Below are 16,577 nucleotides of genomic sequence, written 5' to 3'. Positions count from 1 at the left end.
AAATATGAGTACTGTTGCTATCGTAGTGTCATATTGCCGGCATAAGATAATAGACATAACAGAAAATATGTTCATTAACCTTAACACATATAAGCCCGCTATAGAACTATTTGAGTAATTTAGGGGCGCTTGCAAGCCGTGCGGGCAGCATATGGGGCTGTTTTGGCTGTTACTAAAAAGGTAACAGTACTCATATTTGCCATTTTTTGCCCACAGGGGCTGGAAAGGACCGTCAATTCGGCTCCAGGGGATGCGGCCCAAGGGCCGCAGAACGAAAAATGGGGGCGCTGGTTGTCCTGCGCCCCCATTCTTTGGGTATTGCGGTTGTTTGCCGCCGGTTTTACGCCGCCTCGTCGAACTGCGAGTTGTACAGGTCGGCGTAGAAGCCGCCCTGGGCGAGCAGTTCGTCGTGTGTGCCCTTCTCGACGATGTCGCCGTCGCGAATCACCAAGATTACGTCGGCGTTGCGGATTGTGGACAGGCGGTGCGCGATGACAAAGCTCGTGCGGCCCTGCATCAGCGCATCCATGGCGCGCTGAATAAGCTCCTCGGTGCGGGTATCGACGTTGGAGGTCGCCTCGTCCAAAATCAGCGCCGGACGGTCGGCCAAAATGGCGCGGGCGATGGTCACGAGTTGGCGCTGGCCCTGTGAGAGGTTGGTGCCCTCCTCATTGATCATAAAGTCGTAACCGCCGGCGAGCGTATGGATAAAGTGGTCGCAGCGTGCGGCGCGCGCGGCGGCCTCGACCTCGGCGTCAGTCGCATCGGGACGTCCGTAGCGGATGTTCTCGCGGATGGTGCCGTTAAACAGCCAGGTATCCTGCAGCACCATGGCAAACTCGCCGCGCAGTGCCGCGCGGTCCCAGTCGCGCACGTCGACGCCCTCGACGCGCAGCGAACCGCCGTCCACGTCGTAGAAACGCTGCAGCAGCTTAATGAGCGTGGTCTTGCCGGCGCCGGTGGGGCCGACGATGGCGATGGTCTGACCGGGCTGCGCCTCGCAGCTAAAGTCGTGGATGATGGTCTTGTCGGGCGTGTAGCCAAACTTGACATGGTCAAACTCAACGTGGCCGGGGCGCTTCTCGGGAATCTGGGCGTCGGCCTTCTGCTCCTCCTCGGGCGCGGCGAGGAACTCAAAGACGCGCTCGGTGGCAGCGGCCATCGACTGCATCGTGTTGCTCACGTTGCCCAGCTGCTGCACCGGCTGCGTAAAGTTGCGCACGTACTGGATAAAGCTCTGGATGTCGCCGGGCGTGGCATTGCCGGTCAGCGCGAGCTGTGCGCCCACCACGACAACGCCCACGTAGCCCATGTTACCCACCAAGCTCATAAGCGGCATCATCAGGCCCGATAGGAACTGCGAGCGCCAGCCACTAATAAAGAGACGGTCGTTTTGACGGTCGAACTCCTCGATTGAGGCCTCGGCGCGGTCGAACACCTGAATAACGTTCTGGCCGGCAAAGTCCTCCTCGATAATGCCGTTGACGGTGCCCAGGACTTGTTGCTGCTCGCGGAAGTACGGCTGCGAGAAGTGAATCATCACGGTCAGGATAATCGCGGCGGCCGGCAGTGTGAGCACGGTGACGCCGGTGAGCGGCAGACTGATCGAAAGCATCATGACGAGCACGCCGATAATCTGCGTCACCGATGTGATGAGTTGTGTCACGCTCTGGTTGAGTGACTGACCCAGCGTGTCGACATCGTTGGTGATGCGGCTGAGCACGTCGCCCTTGCTGTGGCCGTTGAAGTAGCTCATCGGCACGACAGCGATCTTGGCGGCGATCTCCTTGCGCATGCGGTAGCAAATCTTTTGCGTGACGCCGGTCATGAGCCAGCCCTGGATGAGGCCGCAGACAGAGCTTGCCAGATACAGGCAGAGCAAAAAGCCGAGCGTCTTGGCGATCCAGTCAAAGTCAACATCGCCGGTGCCGTTGACCTTGGCAACCAGGCCCTCGAACAGTTTGGTCGTAACCTGGCCGAGCACCTTGGGTCCCACAATGTTAAAGATGACCGAGCACACGGCAAAGGCGACGGCGGCAAACACGGCAATCTTGTGCTGACCGATATAGCCGAGTAGCTGCCTCATGGTGCCCTTAAAGTCCTTGGCCTTTTCGCCGCGGCCCATGCCACCCATACGGCCCATAGGACCACGCTGGCGGGTGGGCTTGGGAATCTGAGTCTTGGTCTTGTCTGCCATTAGCGCTCGCCTCCTTCCATGACGGCTTCAATTTCTTCTTGGGTGAGCCCCAGCTCCTCGGCGGAAAGCTGCGACTGTGCGATCTCCAGGTACGCTGGGCAGCTGTGCAGCAGCTCCTCGTGCGTACCGGTGCCCACCACGTGGCCGTCGTCGAGCACGATGATCTGGTCGGCGTGCATGATGGTCGCGATGCGCTGGGCCACGACCACGAGCGCGGCGTGGGTAACGTTTTTGGCAAGCTCCTCGCGCAGGCGCGCGTCTGTTTTGTAGTCGAGGGCGCTAAACGAGTCATCGAACACCACGACCTCGGGCTTTTTAGCCAACGCGCGTGCGATGGCCAGACGCTGGCGCTGACCGCCCGAGACATTGGAGCCGCCCTGGCTGATGGGGGAGTCGTAGCCGCCCTCGCGCTCGGCGATAAAGTCCTCGGCTTGGGCGATGCGCGCGGCCCGGTGCATGTCCTCGTCGCTCACCATGTCGCCGGCAAACTTGAGGTTGCTCTCAACGGTGCCCGAGAACAGACGACCCTGCTGCGGGATGTAACCAATGCGGCGGCGCAGCTCGGAAAGGGTCATGTCGCGCACGTCGATGCCGTCGAGCGAAATGCTGCCGCCGGTGACGTCGTACAGGCGCGGGATGAGCTGCACAAGCGTGGACTTGCCCGAACCCGTGGAGCCGATGATGCCGAGCATCTGGCCGGCGTGCGTGGTGAAGTTCACGCCGCTGATGACATCGGCGCGGGCATCGGGATACTGGAAGCTCACGTCGCGGAAGGCGAGCTCACCGCGCGGCGCGTTGGCCGCGGGCAGTTTGGGCGAGACGGGGTCGTTGATGCTCGTGGGACAGGTGATGACCTCTTCCACGCGCTCGGCTGCGACCTCGGCACGGGGTAGGATGACCGACACCATGGTGAGGATCATAAACGCCATGACGATCTGCATGGTGTAGGAGATAAACGCCATCATGTTGCCGACCTGCATCACGCCGTCGGACACGCCCTGCGCACCAAACCAGACGATAAGCACGGTGATGCAGTTCATGACCAGCATCATGAGCGGCATCATAAAGCTCATGGCTCGGTTGGTGTAGAGCTGCGTGGTCATCAGGTCGAGGGACGCCTGGTCAAAGCGCTCGAGCTCATGCTCCTCGCGGTTAAACGAGCGGATGGGCATAAGGCCGTCGAGCAGCTCGCGGGCGGTAAGGTTCACGCGGTCCACAAAGCTCTGCATCTTTTTGAACTTGGGCATGGTGAGGCCCATAAGCACGCCGACGACGGCCGAGACCGCGATGATGGCCACGGCGATGGTCCACTCCAGGCCGGTGTGGTTGGCCAGGACGCGCATGACGGCGACGATGCCCATGACGGGCGCCATGAGGCACATGCGGATAAACAGGGTTGCGGCCATCTGAATCTGCTGAATGTCGTTGGTGCAGCGGGTGATGAGCGAGGCCTGGCTAAACTTGCCCACCTCGGCCGGCGAGAAGTGCATAACCTTGTTGAAGGTCTCGCGGCGCAGGTCGCGGGCGATGGAGCAGGCGGTGCGCGAAGCCACGGCGCCGGTCAGGATGGTGGCGACAAGCGACACCAGGCACAGGCCAAACATCGTGGTCGCCATGCGGCCCAGGTAGGCGTTCTGCACGTCGGCGGGGTCGATGCCCTGTGCCTTGTACTCGTCCTGCACATAGCTCACGGCGCGCTGAGTGACGATGGAGCCCGACATGGAGCCCATTTTGTCCGCCATTTCGTTGGCGCCCTCGACGAGCTTGCCTTGGTCGATGAGGCCGTCTTCAACGCCTAGACGCAGGCTCTTCATGGTGATCTTGCCGCCGTCGGCATCAATCTGCTTTTGCATGTTCTGCGCCGCTGCGGCCTTCTGCTGCATCTCGGCGAGCTGCTCGGGCGTCATTGCCGCCATCTGCTCGGGGGTGGGCATGGCCTGGGGGTCGCTGTTGTCTTTCTCGCTGGACGCGCCCATCATGTCGCCCATGGAGCTGGCATCGATGCCTTGGTTGAGCGAAAGTACGACGGTCTCGGGCAGGCTCATGATGTCGGCAATCTTGCTGCCGTCGGCGCGCTCGTCCTCGGTGCCCTTGTACGTGCGGATGCCGTTCTTGTCCGCCTTGCCAAACGCAGCCTCTACCGTCTTGGCATCCTTGGCGCTCATAAAGAGTTCGAGGTCGTCGAGCGATTCGGCGCGAATGGTGTCGGGCACGGGCGAGGCGATGCCGCCTTGCTGCACGCCCACGTCGACGATGTCGCTCATGTAGGTAGGCAGTGCCAGATCGGCGTTGCAGCTGATTACGATAAGTACGATAGCTGTGAACAGTGCCAGGACATGCTTTTTAAAGAGCTTGAGAATCCTCACTCGGCATCTCTCCTTTCTTGATTGCGGTCGATAATTTCGTTGAAACGCCTTAGAAGGCGCACCATCTCTTGGGTATCTGTTTCGCCGAGCTGCTCGAGGAAGGCCGCGGTGCGGTCCTCGAATTCGCGACGCTTGATTTCGATATCTTGTCGGCCTTTGTCGGTCACCGTGACGTGTACGCGACGACGGTCGGTCTTTGAGTGCTCGCGCTCGACCCAGCCCTTGGTTTCGAGGGCGCGCAGGATGTTGGCGATGCGGGCGCTCGAGACCCAGGCGCGATCGGCGAGTTCGCTCGGCGTGAGCGAGCCGCCGGCGAGCATGAGGGCGCGCATGACGGCCATCTCGCCACTCAGGGCTTGGTCGGCAAAGCGCGTAATGCGCTGGTGAATGCTGCCAAACTCGGTAAAGAGCTGACGCCCAAGCTCATGGAAATCGGTATCTTCCACCGAAAACCCCTAACACTAGAAACTATTTTCGGTGAAAGATGATACCCGCATATTCGGGCCTCATGCAGTGGGCAATATAAAGAGCGCATAAAGAGTTAAAAAATTCAATTGCTGAAGCGTTTCAAAGAACTATTATGCCCGCGGTTAGGCGAGGGGTTGTCACCACCATGACGACTGGGACTCATATAATCGCCACGTGCGATGCTCCAACTTCCCGCGAGGAGACACCTTATATAAAGGGGGATGGAGTCATGGCATTTGACTTCACGGGCAAGACCGCGATTGTCACGGGCGGCACTCAGGGCATTGGTCTCGAGATTGCCAAGGGCATCGTTGCGGGCGGCGGACACGTCGCGCTCATCGCAAGGAACGCTGCTAAGGGCGAGTCTGCGGTGGCCGAGCTTGGCGAGGGCAACAAGTTCTATCAGCTCGATGTCGCCGATGCACCCAAGGCGCGCGAGACCGTCGAGCAGATTTTTACGGACCTGCCGCAAACCAACATCCTGATCAACTGCGCTGGCGTCATCAGCACCAAGAAGTTTGACGAGATCGACGACACCGAGTGGCGCCGCACCATCGACATCAACCTCAACGGCACCTTTACCATGATGAATGCCGTGTACCCGCACTTTAAGGCGGCCCACGCCGGCACTATCGTCAACGTGAGCTCTGTTGCTGGCAAGATCGGTGGTGGTCTGCTCGGTACCGCTGCCTACGCCAGCTCCAAGGCCGGTGTTAACGGTCTAACCAAGGCAGTCGCCAAGGAGGGCGGCAAGTTCGGCGTCCGCTGCAACGCTGTATGCCCGTCGCTCACCCTTACCGATATGACCTCGATTCTCTCTGACGAGAACTCTCAGCGCATCATCAACGGTATCCCCCTGGGCCGCGCCGCACAGGCAAGCGAGCCTGCGCAGATGGTGCTGTTCTTCGCTTCCGACCTCGCCAGCTTCGTGAACGGCGAGATCGGCGACTGCGACGGCGGCATCGTCCTGGACGGGTAATACCCCACGACGATTATTCGGCGACGGTTCCTGCGACTCGGGACCGTCGCCTTCTTTCTGACATAGGCGCGTGCGGCTACGATTCGCATGCATCCAAAGGAGATATATATGAGTGAATCGACTGCGGTGGAGGCGCCGGCGGCAAAGGAGCCGTTCTTTAAGATGTCCTCCATCCCGGGTGCCAATATTTTGGTGCCGCTTTTGTTGGGCTGCCTGCTCAACACGCTGTTCCCCGACCTGTTCAAAACGCTCGGCAGCTTTACGCTCGGCATGACCCAGCAGGGCGCAGGCCCGCTTGTTGGCGCTTTTTTGCTCATCGTCGGTACGACGATTTCGTTTAAGAGCGCTCCTGCCGCCGCTGCCCGCGGCGCCATCATCATCGCCGTCAAGCAGATCGTGGTCGTTGCCGTGTCGCTGCTCATCCTTTATGTATTCAACGACAACCTGTTTGGCATCTCTGCCATGGTGATGCTGGCCGCTTGCACCGGCGCCAACAACGCTATGTACGCTGGTCTGATGGGCACCATGGGCAATGAGGCCGAGCGTGGTGCCGTCGCAATCACCACGCTGGTTGTCGGCCCTCCGGTCACGATGATCGTGCTCGGCGCTGCCGGTCAGGCTCCGATCGGTTGGTCGCTCGTGGGCGCCATCCTGCCGATCGTCGTCGGCATTATTCTGGGTAACCTCTTCCCGAGCTTTAAGAAGATGATGGCACCGGCACTTTCCGCCATCATCGTGCTCGTCTTCTTTGCCATGGGCTCGACCATGACCTTTGGCCAGCTTATCAACGGTGGTCTTCCCGGCATCCTGCTCGGCGTGATCTGCTCGGTAGTCTTTGCAATTCCCGTCATCGCTGTCGATAAGCTCACGGGCGGTACGGGTGTCGCAGGTGCGGCCATTTCGAGCTGCGCCGGAGCCAATGTGGCCACGCCTGCTGCCATGGCAAGCGTCAACGAGGCCATGTACGGCGGCGCGGTGCTCGCGACGGCTACGGCGCAGGTTGCAGCATGTGCTATCGTGACGGCCATTTTGACCCCGCTGGTCACCAGCTGGTGCTACAAGCATTTTGAGGGTCAGGGCCACAGCAAGGCAACGACCGACAAGGCCGCCGCAGCCGCCTAATGCCAAGCGGCAATCAAAGCTAAATAACTAACCATGCCACAGGGCGGTCCCGGGGGAAATCCCGTGGCCGCCCTGCAGTTTCTGCGGGGTCTCTGGGGCACTTTACCCTGCTAAAACTGGCATAACAGCTAGAGTGAACGTCGTACAAAGGCAAGGAAATATACCAAACAAATCGGTGAACGGTAGTTGCTCGCGCTCGCATTTCCTGCGGATTTGTTAAAAACGCCCTAATGGTATAAAAAAAGAAACATATAACAGCCCTGATGAAGGGGGTGGCTATGTTATCCTTCTCAAACGGGTGAAATCTTGGGTTTTGGGTTGCAGTTCCAAGGTGGACAAACGTTTTTCCCTGTACCAATGTGTGGTGAAGAACGGAAGAAGCCGGTAGTGCAAGCCGATAATTCAAGAATTCAATAAGCAGCGGTGTGAGAGAGCGCCGCATTACACGTAACTAGGAGCGTGGTTACACAATGCAGGAGGCATGGGAAGGCTTCAAGGAAGGCATCTGGACGGGAGAGGTTGACGTCCGAGACTTCATCCAGAAGAACTACACCCCCTACGAGGGCGACGAGTCGTTCCTCGCCGGCCCGACCGAGCGTACCAAGGAGCTGTGGGGCGAGGTTCTCGACCTGCTGCTCAAGGAGCGCGAGCAGGGCGGCGTCCTCGATATGGACACCAAGACCGTCACGGGTATCGTGAGCCACCCCGCTGGCTACATCGATAACGCCCACCGCGAGAAGGAGACCATCGTCGGCCTCCAGACCGACAAGCCGCTCAAGCGCGCGCTGCACGTCAACGGTGGTATCCGCATCGCTTGCCAGGCTGCCAGCCAGCACGGCTACAAGGTCGACGAGAACGTTGTCGAGCGCTACACCTTCGAGCGCAAGACCCACAACGCCGGCGTCTTCGATGTCTACACCCCGGAGATGCGCGCCTGCCGTTCGGCCCACATCATCACCGGTCTGCCCGATGGCTATGGCCGCGGCCGCATCATCGGCGACTACCGTCGTGTCGCCCTGTACGGTGTCGACTACCTGATCAAGGACAAGGAGGCCCAGAAGGCTTCCACCCCGACGGTCATGACCGCCGACAACATCCGCGATCGTGAGGAGCTGCAGGAGCAGATCCGCGCCCTCGGCGAGCTCAAGATGATGGCCGAGACCTATGGTTTCGACATTTCCAACCCTGCTACCAACACGCAGGAGGCCATCCAGTGGATGTACTTCGCCTACCTCGCTTCCGTCAAGGAGCAGAACGGCGCCGCTATGTCCATCGGCCGTACCTCCACGTTCATCGACATCTACGCTGAGCGCGACCTTGCCAACGGTACCTTCACCGAGGAGCAGATCCAGGAGTTCGTGGATCACTTCATCATGAAGCTCCGTATGGTCAAGTTTGCCCGTACCCCCGAGTACCAGGCCCTGTTTACCGGCGATCCGCAGTGGGTCACCGAGTCCATCGGCGGCATGGGTGTTGACGGCCGTACGCTCGTTACCAAGATGAGCTACCGCTACCTGCACACGCTCGAGAACATGGGCACCAGCCCCGAGCCCAACATGACCGTTCTGTGGTCGACCCGTCTGCCCGAGAACTTCAAGAAGTTCTGCGCCAAGACTTCTGTCGCCAGCTCCTCGATTCAGTACGAGAACGACGACCTCATGCGCGTTTACCACGGCGACGACTACGGCATCGCCTGCTGCGTGTCCTCCATGCGCATTGGTAAGGAGATGCAGTTCTTCGGCGCCCGTGCCAACCTGGCCAAGTGCCTGCTCTACGCGCTCAACGGCGGTGTTGACGAGGTCTCCAAGAAGCAGGTCGGCCCCAAGTACCGCGCCGTCGAGGGCGATACGCTCGATTACGACGACGTTGTGGCCAAGTACAACGACATGATGAAGTGGCTCGCTGGCGTGTACGTCAACTCGCTGAACATCATTCACTACATGCACGACAAGTATTGCTACGAGCGCATCCAGATGGCTCTGCACGACAAGCACGTGCATCGTTGGTTCGCTACGGGCATCGCTGGCCTTTCCGTCGTGGCTGACTCCCTGTCCGCCATCAAGTACGCCAAGGTCCACCCCGTCCGTGACGAGAACGGCATCATCGTCGACTTCGAGACCGAGGGCGAGTTCCCCAAGTACGGTAACGACGACGACCGCGTCGACCAGATCGCTCACGACGTTGTGCACCAGTTCATGGAGTACATCCGCATGAACGACACCTACCGCAACTCCGTGCCCACGACCTCGGTTCTGACCATTACCTCCAACGTCGTGTACGGTAAGAAGACCGGCTCCACGCCCGACGGCCGCAAGGCTGGCCAGCCGTTCGCCCCGGGTGCTAACCCCATGCACAAGCGCGATAGCCACGGCGCCATCGCTTCGCTGTCTTCGGTTTCCAAGCTCCCGTTCCGCGATGCTCAGGACGGCATCTCCAACACCTTCTCCATCATCCCGGGTGCGCTCGGCAAGGAGGACCAGGTGTTCTTTGGCGATATCGACCTTGATCAGCTGGGCGAGTAACTATTGTTAGTGCTATACTAACAATAACGATTACTGATTAGTGCGCCGGTTTCGGCCGGCGCCTATCGATCGAAGGAGACACATTATGAAGGTTTCTGAAGTTTCCGAGACTCAGGCCGATAACCTGGTCCACATGCTCGACGCTTACGCCGAGAAGGGTGGCCACCACCTGAACATCAACGTCTTCAACCGTGAGACGTTGCTCGATGCTCAGGCTCACCCCGAGAAGTACCCGCAGCTGACCATCCGCGTTTCCGGCTATGCCGTGAACTTCCACACGCTCACCAAGGAGCAGCAGGACGAGGTCATTTCGCGTACCTTCCACAACAAGTTCTAAAGGGGTTTAACTCCCGCAGGATCGCGAGGGCGTAATGGGCTTCTCCCCAGAACGTCCTCGGACATGAAAGTGCCCCGCCGTGCGCTTCGCTCGGCGGGGCACTTTCGTCCTGCGGAATGTTCTGGGGAGAAGCCCATTACGCCCTCGCGGGTCTCCTGTGTAGTCACCCTTTAGGCGGAACTCTCCTGATGGGTTGAGCGTTCTGGATTCTTGCTTGCTACCGTTTATCGCGTATAGCTACCGTTTGCGGAGTAAGTAACACTTAGCAATAAACCGTGTAGAATCTCAGTTAAGCACGGAGTTTTCCAGGGAGACGCTGTCCTTTGTTATGTGCAAAGGGCGGCGTCTCTTTGGCGCTTGGACGCCGTTGTGCAACAGTGCGCCGGGCGTGTGTCATGTAGTGAAAAGCCAACGTCGAGATAGGTCGTGATAAGAATGGGCAAGTACGTAATCGTGGTTGAGTCTGGGTCGGATGTGACGCCGGAGCTCTGCGAGCGCTACGGCATCGTGCGCGTGCCCATGCATGTCACGATTGGTGACGAGACCGTCGAGGACGGCTCGATCGATCCGCTCGAGATTTATTCGCGTTGCAACGAGTTTGGTGTGATGCCCAAGACCAGTGGCTGTTCGCCAGCGGATTTTGCGCATGTGTACGACCGCATCCATGCCGAGCAACCCGACGCGACTATTTTGCATCTTGCATATTCCGAGGCCACGACCTGCTCGCATCAATCATCGAAGATCGCCGCCAAGGGTCGCGATTACGTCTACTCCATGGACACGCGCTTTGTCTCGGTAGGCCAGTCGCTCGTTGTCGTCGAGACTGCCAAATACATCGAGGCCCACCCCGATGCCACCGTCGACGAAATTTTCGCCTTCACCAATTCGGTCATGGACCGCGTGCTGTTGGGCTTTGTTCCTACGGACCTTGCCTTCCTTAAGGCGGGCGGTCGCTTGTCCAACGTTGCGTTCCTGGGCGCCCATCTGCTCAAGATTAAGCCCTGCATTGAGGTAACGGGCGGCAAGTTCGTGGCAACCAAGAAGTTCCGCGGCTCTATGCTCAAATGCGCCCGCGCCTTTATTGACCATATGGTTGCCAAGGGCGAGATCGACTACTCGCACATTGGCTTGGCATATTCGGTAGGTCTTTCCGAGGAGCTGCGCGACGACATGGAAGTCTATGCGCACGACCTGGGCTTTAAGGACATTACCTGGACTCAGGTCGGCGGCGTCATCTCGAGCCATTGCGGCCCGACCGCCTTCGGCGCGGTGCTCACGCTTAAGGCGTAAAGGCCTGGCGTCTATCGATATCTATTGCCTCGGCGGCGGGTGGGTTGTGACAACCTTCCCGCCGCTTTTGTGTGGGGCCAAATAGAACAACCCAATTGACCACTAAACCGTTTCACCATCATGCGTATGGGCTAGAATGGCTCTGGCATTTATGTAACTAAAACCAAGGAGAGGCAAGGTAGCGCGAATGGCAGAAATGACGCTTGAGGGTGTGGACGCTCGTCCCGAGGACTCTGCGTTTGCCCTTGGCCGCGTGCATTCGATCGAGACGATGGGAACGGTCGACGGACCCGGCATCCGCTTTGTGGTGTTTGTTCAGGGCTGCCCCATGCGCTGCGCGTATTGCCACAATCCCGATACCTGGTCGGTCAACGGCGGCACCATGGTGACCGTCGAGCACCTGATGGATGAGTTCCAGAGTAACCACGAGTTCTATCGCAGCGGTGGCATTACGGTGTCCGGCGGCGAGCCGCTTCTGCAGCCCGAGTTTTTAGCCGACCTGTTCCGTGCCATGCATAACAACCCCGATGGCCGCGTGCATACCTGCCTGGATAGCTGCGGTTATGCGTTTGACCCCAACCACCCCGAGAAGTTCGATGCCGTTCTCAACGAGACCGACATGGTGCTGCTCGACATTAAGCATGCCGATCCGGTTGAGCATAAAAAGCTGACCGGTTGCGATCCCGCACGTATCCTGGCGTTTGGCGATGAACTGGCGCGTCGCAAGATCAAGGTCGTTATCCGTCACGTGGTGGTGCCGGGCATTACCGACACGGTGGAGGAGTGCGAGAAGCTCGGTCGCCTCATCGCTCCATGGCACAACGTGGTGGGCCTGGAGATGCTGCCGTATCACACGATGGGTGTCGTCAAGTACGAGCAACTGGGCATTCCCTATAAGCTTGAGGGCGTGCCCCAGATGGATACCGCTCGCATGCCCGAGTTGCGCAATGCCGTTATGACCGGCATGAAAAAGCGCCGTGCGGAGCTCAAAAACGCCATCGACTAGCAAGTCATTTTTGCCCCTTTATGATACCCGCGCCGCGCTGGTCTAGCGGCTTCGTATCGCGCGGTTGAGTCAAAATGCTGGTACCATACCGTGGATAAGCAACTTGCACGGATTTGGGGGATGGCATGGCAACCATCGCGATCATAGGCGCACTCGAAAAAGAGGTTGCGCAGATTAAGGAAGAGCTGAGTGGCGCGCATGAGGCGCAAGAGGCGGGCTTGACCGTTGTGAGCGGCGAGCTCGACGGTCTGACGGTGGTCGCCACGACCGCTGGCATGGGTACCGTGAACGCCGCTGGCGCAACACAGCATCTCATCAGCAAATATGCTCCGCAGGCCGTTGTGTTTTCGGGCATTGCGGGTGGCCTAAACCCTAAGCTCCATATTAACGACATGGTTATAGGCAAGTGCCTGCGCTATCTCGATACCGACACGTCGCTCATTGCAGAGTCTGCGCCGGGGCTCGAGGAGTTTGCCTCGACGCCGGCGTTGGCTGATGTTGCCGCCGTCGTGCTTGCCGAGCACGGGTTTGTGGACGCATCGCTGGATGTAGCGGCTGCGGAGAAGGACCCCAAGCAGTTCCTGTGTGGCACTATCGCCACGGGTGACCGCTTTGTTACGGGTGACGCCATGCGTACCGCTGCGATTGAGGCCACGCATGCCGATTGCGTCGAGATGGAGGGCGCGGCAATTGCGCATGTCGCAACCAAAAATGGTGTCGATTGCCTGGTGTTGCGCGCTATCAGTGATAATTGTGACGAGGCGTACGATGCAATTTGCGAGCGCGAGTTCGATCTGTTCGAGTATGCACGTGTCGCAAGTGACATCACGCTCGATATCGTCCGCCGCATTGCCGCTGCGCAATAGCGCGTCTATTTGTAAGAACCTACGACCAAGGAGTGTCCATGGCCGATTCCATTAACTACCAGCTTGCCAAGTTCGTCGCCAGCTACGGCAAGGTTTCGCAGATTCCCGAGTCCACCTGCCCCGAGGTGAGCTTTGTCGGCCGCTCCAACGTGGGCAAGTCGTCGATTATGAACAAGCTCTTTGGCCGCAAGAACCTGGTCAAGGTTTCCAGCACGCCGGGCAAGACGAGCAACATCAACTTCTTTGAGGCCGACGACGTGCATTTCGTGGACCTGCCGGGTTACGGTTTCGCCCGTCGCTCCAAGGCCGAGCGCGACCGTTGGGCCGAGCTCATCGGCGACTTCTTCGACTCCGAGCGCAGCTTTAACTTGGTCGTCTCGCTGGTGGACATTCGTCACGACCCCAGCAAGCTCGACCACGACATGATTGACTACCTACAGGGCAACGAGTTCAACTTTATCGTCTGCCTCACCAAAGCCGATAAGCTCAGCCGCACCCAGCAGGCCCGCCAGGCAGCAGCCATCAAAAAGCAGCTCAACGTCCCGGCCGAGAATGTAATCATCACGAGCTCCCAGACCGGCACCGGTATCGACGAACTCAAGCGCCGCATCGCCGAGGCCTGCCTCTAATCGAGCTACAACCCCTCAAAAGCTCTTATCTATATCACCTCAGTGATAGTTATTGGTAAACTATCACTGTGGTGATATTTTTTAGGAGGCCGATATGGAGCTGTGGCACGGGTCGGAGGTTGTTGTCGAGCATCCGTCGCTGGATAGATGTAAGCAGTTCAACGACTATGGACGTGGGTTTTATTGCACGCCACATGAGGAAATGGCGATGGAATGGGCATGCCGGACCGAGTCCGATGGTATCGCGAATCGATATGAGCTCGATATGGATGGTCTCGCGGTCTTGGATTTGGAGTCCGGGGAGTTTTCAATTCTTAATTGGCTTGCGATTTTGGCCGACAACCGGGAGTTTAATGTCTCGACGCCGCTGGCACGCGAAGGACTTCGCTATCTGCTGGATAACTGCCTGATTGATATTTCTCCCTATGATGTTATTCGAGGCTTTCGCGCCGACGATTCCTACTTTTCGTTTGCAAGACAGTTCGTTAACGGCATGATCTCGCTCAGGCAACTGCAACTCATTATGCGCTTGGGCGATTTGGGCATCCAATACGCTCTTATGAGTGAGCGCGCGTTCTCGGCGATCAGGTTCCGCGATTGGAAGCAGGCCTCGGGAGCTGAGTTTTATCCCAAACGATTTGAGCGAGAACAGAATGCTCGACGTAAGTATCTGGATACGATAAACGGATTTGACACCGAGGGTGTCGACATTAGGGATTTGATGGCAGGGAGGGTTGATTTAAATGATCCAAGAGTTAACGGATTGTGGGCCGAGTAGGACATATCCCGTCTATTACCTCGAGGACGCAATGAACAACCTAGGCGACTGCTTTGACTATGCCGTTAATGATTATGGAGCAGAGGGATCGGAAGTTGCTGAACTCTTTTGCCTCAGCGGCGTAGCTCGCGAGTTCGAACGCGGCAACGCATGGGTCGTATCGGGAAAATCGGGCGTTGAGCTGTTCGCGCTTATCGCCGAAAGATCGGGCTATCAAAACAGGCCTATACCGGACTGCACCTATCGATTTGAGAAGACTCCGGAATATTGGGCGGGCTGGATGCTGGCATACCTGCAGTGGCGTTTAGGGGAGTCTTTCGAAGATCTGCTGCATGTCGTTCCATTTGATGCGCTGCGCGGTCTGTACTATCCCTGGCATGAAGCCTCAGAGGAACGTGTGGCGCGTCTTATTTGCGATATGGCGAAGAAAACACCTCGTCAAACTAAACTGGCGCAAGCAAGAAAGAGGCTCAAGAAAACCCAACAAGACCTGGCATACGAATCGGGCGTATCACTCCGCTCAATCCAAATGTACGAACAGCGCCAGAGAAACATCAACGAAGCATCGGTAACAACCGTAAGGGATATGGCGAAAGTCCTGCACTGCAGCATCGAAGACATCTTAGAGCCAGTCTTTGAATACAAAGAAACTAGCGCAGCCTAAACCAAGCACACAGCCGATGCCCGCCTCTAGGAAGTGCTCCAGCCTAGCAAGAGCCCCTACCAATAAAAAGCAACTATCAGCCCGGCGACTTTCCAGAGCGTAGGTCCCTGTAGCCGCCGCCAGCGAAGTTAACATAGGGGAGGCCAGGGGCTTTGCCCCCAAATCTTTCCGCAGGACGACAGGACCCCCGCCGCACGAAGTGCGCAGCGGGGGTCCTGCCATGTCCGAGGACGATTTGGGGGCAAAGCCCCTGGCCTCCCCGGCGGGTATAAGGTACGGCGACTACAGGTATTCGATCTGGGCGCCTTCCGTGTCGCACGTCAGAATATGCGTATCGCACTTGGGGAACTGCTCGCGCAGCTTGACCTGCAGGAACTTCGCCACGATGGTATCGTCGGTTACGGCCATGAGGGTCGAGCCGGAGCCACTGATCCAGATGGTCTTGGCGCCGCCATTAAGGCAGGTGTCGCGCACAGCGTTGTAATCGGGAATCAGGCGGCGGCGATAGGGCTCCTGGATGCGGTCGTCGTTGACGGCGGCAATTAGGTCAAGGTCGCCGGTCTCCAGGCCGCGCGTCATGCCGGCGATGCGGCCCATTTGCCATACGGCGGTGGAGAGTGGAATCTCCTGCGGCACAACCTTGCGCGCCTCGCTCGTATGCACCTCGTAGGGCGGAATCACGGTAATAAAACGCAAGCGATCGCTCACCTCGTAGCGCAGGCACTGGGGGAGCGAATCAGTCGGCGTAAAGGAGCAAACGGCACCGCCCAGGATGGCAGGGGCGACGTTATCGGGATGGCCCTCGACCTCGGTGGCAATGCGGACGAGCTCGGCACGGTCGACGGTGTGGCCCGTCAGCGCGGCGGCCGCCATGATGCCAGCGACGACGCAGGTGGAGCTGGAACCCAGGCCGCGAGCGACGGGCACGTCGGTCTGGATGTCGATGGCAACGGGGAAGGCCTGCTCGCCCCAGGCGGCCAGAGCATCGACAAAGCTCACATAGACCAGGTTGTTCTCGTTTTGGAACTCCTCGGGGCAGCCCGTGATGGTGAGCTTGTCGGTACGCTCGAAGGTGAAGTGCGAGTAGAGGCTGACGGCCATGCCGAGGGTGTCGTAGCCGATGCCTAGGTTGGCGCTGGTTGCTGGGACGGTGATTTTGATCATGTGGGTCCTCCTGGGCGGGTCTGGCCGTTTAGTTCGCTGCTCGGGCAGTCCTGGCTCGCTCGGAAAGCACATTAAGTGCTTTCCGGCTCGTGCGGAACTCGCGACGAACTAAACGGCCAGACCCGCTCGCATGCTCGTCATCATCCCGAAAGCTTAATAAAAAGAAGGTGCGCCGGCTTTCGCCGGCGC

14 protein-coding genes are annotated in these 16,577 nt (G+C 58.7%); 10 read left to right on the top strand and 4 right to left on the bottom strand.

Annotation, left to right across the window (positions count from 1 at the left end):
- Positions 1-340: 340 nt before the first annotated feature.
- The 3 genes from DW850_RS00390 to DW850_RS00380 are packed head-to-tail and all read right to left on the bottom strand — an operon-like array spanning position 341 to position 5,009.
- Positions 341-2,197 carry an ABC transporter ATP-binding protein gene (locus DW850_RS00390; protein ID WP_117785927.1) on the bottom strand — a complete coding sequence of 619 codons (1,857 nt, stop codon included), beginning with the start codon at positions 2,195-2,197 and terminating at the stop codon, positions 341-343.
- Positions 2,197-4,563 carry an ABC transporter ATP-binding protein gene (locus tag DW850_RS00385; RefSeq protein WP_117785926.1) on the bottom strand — a complete coding sequence of 789 codons (2,367 nt, stop codon included), beginning with the start codon at positions 4,561-4,563 and terminating at the stop codon, positions 2,197-2,199. The genes DW850_RS00390 and DW850_RS00385 overlap by 1 nt, the downstream gene beginning before the upstream one ends.
- Complete coding sequence (locus tag DW850_RS00380; protein ID WP_117785925.1) at positions 4,560-5,009, bottom strand: MarR family winged helix-turn-helix transcriptional regulator; 450 nt, start codon at positions 5,007-5,009, stop codon at positions 4,560-4,562. The genes DW850_RS00385 and DW850_RS00380 overlap by 4 nt, the downstream gene beginning before the upstream one ends.
- Before the next feature lie 251 nt (positions 5,010-5,260).
- Here DW850_RS00380 and DW850_RS00375 point away from each other — a divergent pair, with 251 nt between their 5' ends.
- The 10 genes from DW850_RS00375 (at position 5,261) to DW850_RS00330 (ending at position 15,224) form a co-directional block, all read left to right on the top strand.
- Positions 5,261-6,010, top strand: a complete 750-nt coding sequence (locus tag DW850_RS00375; protein ID WP_117785924.1) for an SDR family NAD(P)-dependent oxidoreductase — start codon at positions 5,261-5,263, stop codon at positions 6,008-6,010.
- 108 nt (positions 6,011-6,118) lie between these two features.
- The gene (locus DW850_RS00370; protein WP_117564719.1) at positions 6,119-7,132 is read left to right on the top strand and encodes a 2-keto-3-deoxygluconate permease; all 1,014 of its coding nucleotides are present in this window, start codon (positions 6,119-6,121) and stop codon (positions 7,130-7,132) included.
- 470 nt (positions 7,133-7,602) lie between these two features.
- Positions 7,603-9,654 carry a formate C-acetyltransferase gene (gene pflB / locus DW850_RS00365; RefSeq protein ID WP_117637024.1) on the top strand — a complete coding sequence of 684 codons (2,052 nt, stop codon included), beginning with the start codon at positions 7,603-7,605 and terminating at the stop codon, positions 9,652-9,654.
- A gap of 85 nt (positions 9,655-9,739) precedes the next feature.
- Entirely contained in the window at positions 9,740-9,991 is a 252-nt protein-coding gene (gene grcA3, locus DW850_RS00360) for an autonomous glycyl radical cofactor GrcA3 (protein ID WP_055252439.1), read from the top strand.
- A 435-nt stretch (positions 9,992-10,426) separates the two neighbouring features.
- A complete protein-coding gene (locus tag DW850_RS00355) occupies positions 10,427-11,281 on the top strand; it encodes a DegV family protein (protein ID WP_117785923.1) in 855 nt (284 codons plus the stop codon).
- A 187-nt stretch (positions 11,282-11,468) separates the two neighbouring features.
- The gene (gene pflA, locus DW850_RS00350) at positions 11,469-12,287 is read left to right on the top strand and encodes a pyruvate formate-lyase-activating protein (protein ID WP_117785922.1); all 819 of its coding nucleotides are present in this window, start codon (positions 11,469-11,471) and stop codon (positions 12,285-12,287) included.
- 125 nt (positions 12,288-12,412) lie between these two features.
- On the top strand, positions 12,413-13,153 hold the full coding sequence (gene mtnN, locus DW850_RS00345) for a 5'-methylthioadenosine/S-adenosylhomocysteine nucleosidase (protein WP_117785921.1): 741 nt from the start codon (positions 12,413-12,415) through the stop codon (positions 13,151-13,153).
- Between the two features lie 38 nt (positions 13,154-13,191).
- Entirely contained in the window at positions 13,192-13,782 is a 591-nt protein-coding gene (gene yihA / locus DW850_RS00340) for a ribosome biogenesis GTP-binding protein YihA/YsxC (protein ID WP_055252447.1), read from the top strand.
- Between the two features lie 94 nt (positions 13,783-13,876).
- Positions 13,877-14,560 (top strand): DUF3990 domain-containing protein, encoded by a 684-nt coding sequence (locus tag DW850_RS00335; RefSeq protein WP_117785920.1) that lies wholly within the window; start codon positions 13,877-13,879, stop codon positions 14,558-14,560.
- A 31-nt stretch (positions 14,561-14,591) separates the two neighbouring features.
- Positions 14,592-15,224, top strand: a complete 633-nt coding sequence (locus DW850_RS00330; RefSeq protein ID WP_117564737.1) for a helix-turn-helix transcriptional regulator — start codon at positions 14,592-14,594, stop codon at positions 15,222-15,224.
- 282 nt (positions 15,225-15,506) lie between these two features.
- Here the strand turns inward: DW850_RS00330 and thrB are convergent, their stop codons facing one another.
- The gene (gene thrB, locus DW850_RS00325) at positions 15,507-16,388 is read right to left on the bottom strand and encodes a homoserine kinase (RefSeq protein ID WP_117785919.1); all 882 of its coding nucleotides are present in this window, start codon (positions 16,386-16,388) and stop codon (positions 15,507-15,509) included.
- Positions 16,389-16,577: the final 189 nt, after the last annotated feature.

Origin of the sequence: Collinsella sp. AM36-4AA (assembly GCF_003467795.1) — a bacterium.
In the GTDB taxonomy this organism is placed as follows: Bacteria; Actinomycetota; Coriobacteriia; order Coriobacteriales; family Coriobacteriaceae; genus Collinsella.
Note: the sequence above shows the minus strand (reverse complement) of the source record. Positions and strands in the feature narration are given on the sequence as shown.

What these genes read in the sequence shown, in the direction of transcription:
- DW850_RS00390 (WP_117785927.1), bottom strand. Translation starts at nt 2,197, where the DNA reads ATGGCAGACAAGACCAAGACTCAGATTCCCAAGCCCACCCGCCAGCGT.
- DW850_RS00375 (WP_117785924.1), top strand. Translation starts at nt 5,261, where the DNA reads ATGGCATTTGACTTCACGGGCAAGACCGCGATTGTCACGGGCGGCACT.
- DW850_RS00370 (WP_117564719.1), top strand. Translation starts at nt 6,119, where the DNA reads ATGAGTGAATCGACTGCGGTGGAGGCGCCGGCGGCAAAGGAGCCGTTC.
- pflB (WP_117637024.1), top strand. Translation starts at nt 7,603, where the DNA reads ATGCAGGAGGCATGGGAAGGCTTCAAGGAAGGCATCTGGACGGGAGAG.
- grcA3 (WP_055252439.1), top strand. Translation starts at nt 9,740, where the DNA reads ATGAAGGTTTCTGAAGTTTCCGAGACTCAGGCCGATAACCTGGTCCAC.
- DW850_RS00355 (WP_117785923.1), top strand. Translation starts at nt 10,427, where the DNA reads ATGGGCAAGTACGTAATCGTGGTTGAGTCTGGGTCGGATGTGACGCCG.
- pflA (WP_117785922.1), top strand. Translation starts at nt 11,469, where the DNA reads ATGGCAGAAATGACGCTTGAGGGTGTGGACGCTCGTCCCGAGGACTCT.
- mtnN (WP_117785921.1), top strand. Translation starts at nt 12,413, where the DNA reads ATGGCAACCATCGCGATCATAGGCGCACTCGAAAAAGAGGTTGCGCAG.
- yihA (WP_055252447.1), top strand. Translation starts at nt 13,192, where the DNA reads ATGGCCGATTCCATTAACTACCAGCTTGCCAAGTTCGTCGCCAGCTAC.
- DW850_RS00335 (WP_117785920.1), top strand. Translation starts at nt 13,877, where the DNA reads ATGGAGCTGTGGCACGGGTCGGAGGTTGTTGTCGAGCATCCGTCGCTG.
- DW850_RS00330 (WP_117564737.1), top strand. Translation starts at nt 14,592, where the DNA reads ATGAACAACCTAGGCGACTGCTTTGACTATGCCGTTAATGATTATGGA.
- thrB (WP_117785919.1), bottom strand. Translation starts at nt 16,388, where the DNA reads ATGATCAAAATCACCGTCCCAGCAACCAGCGCCAACCTAGGCATCGGC.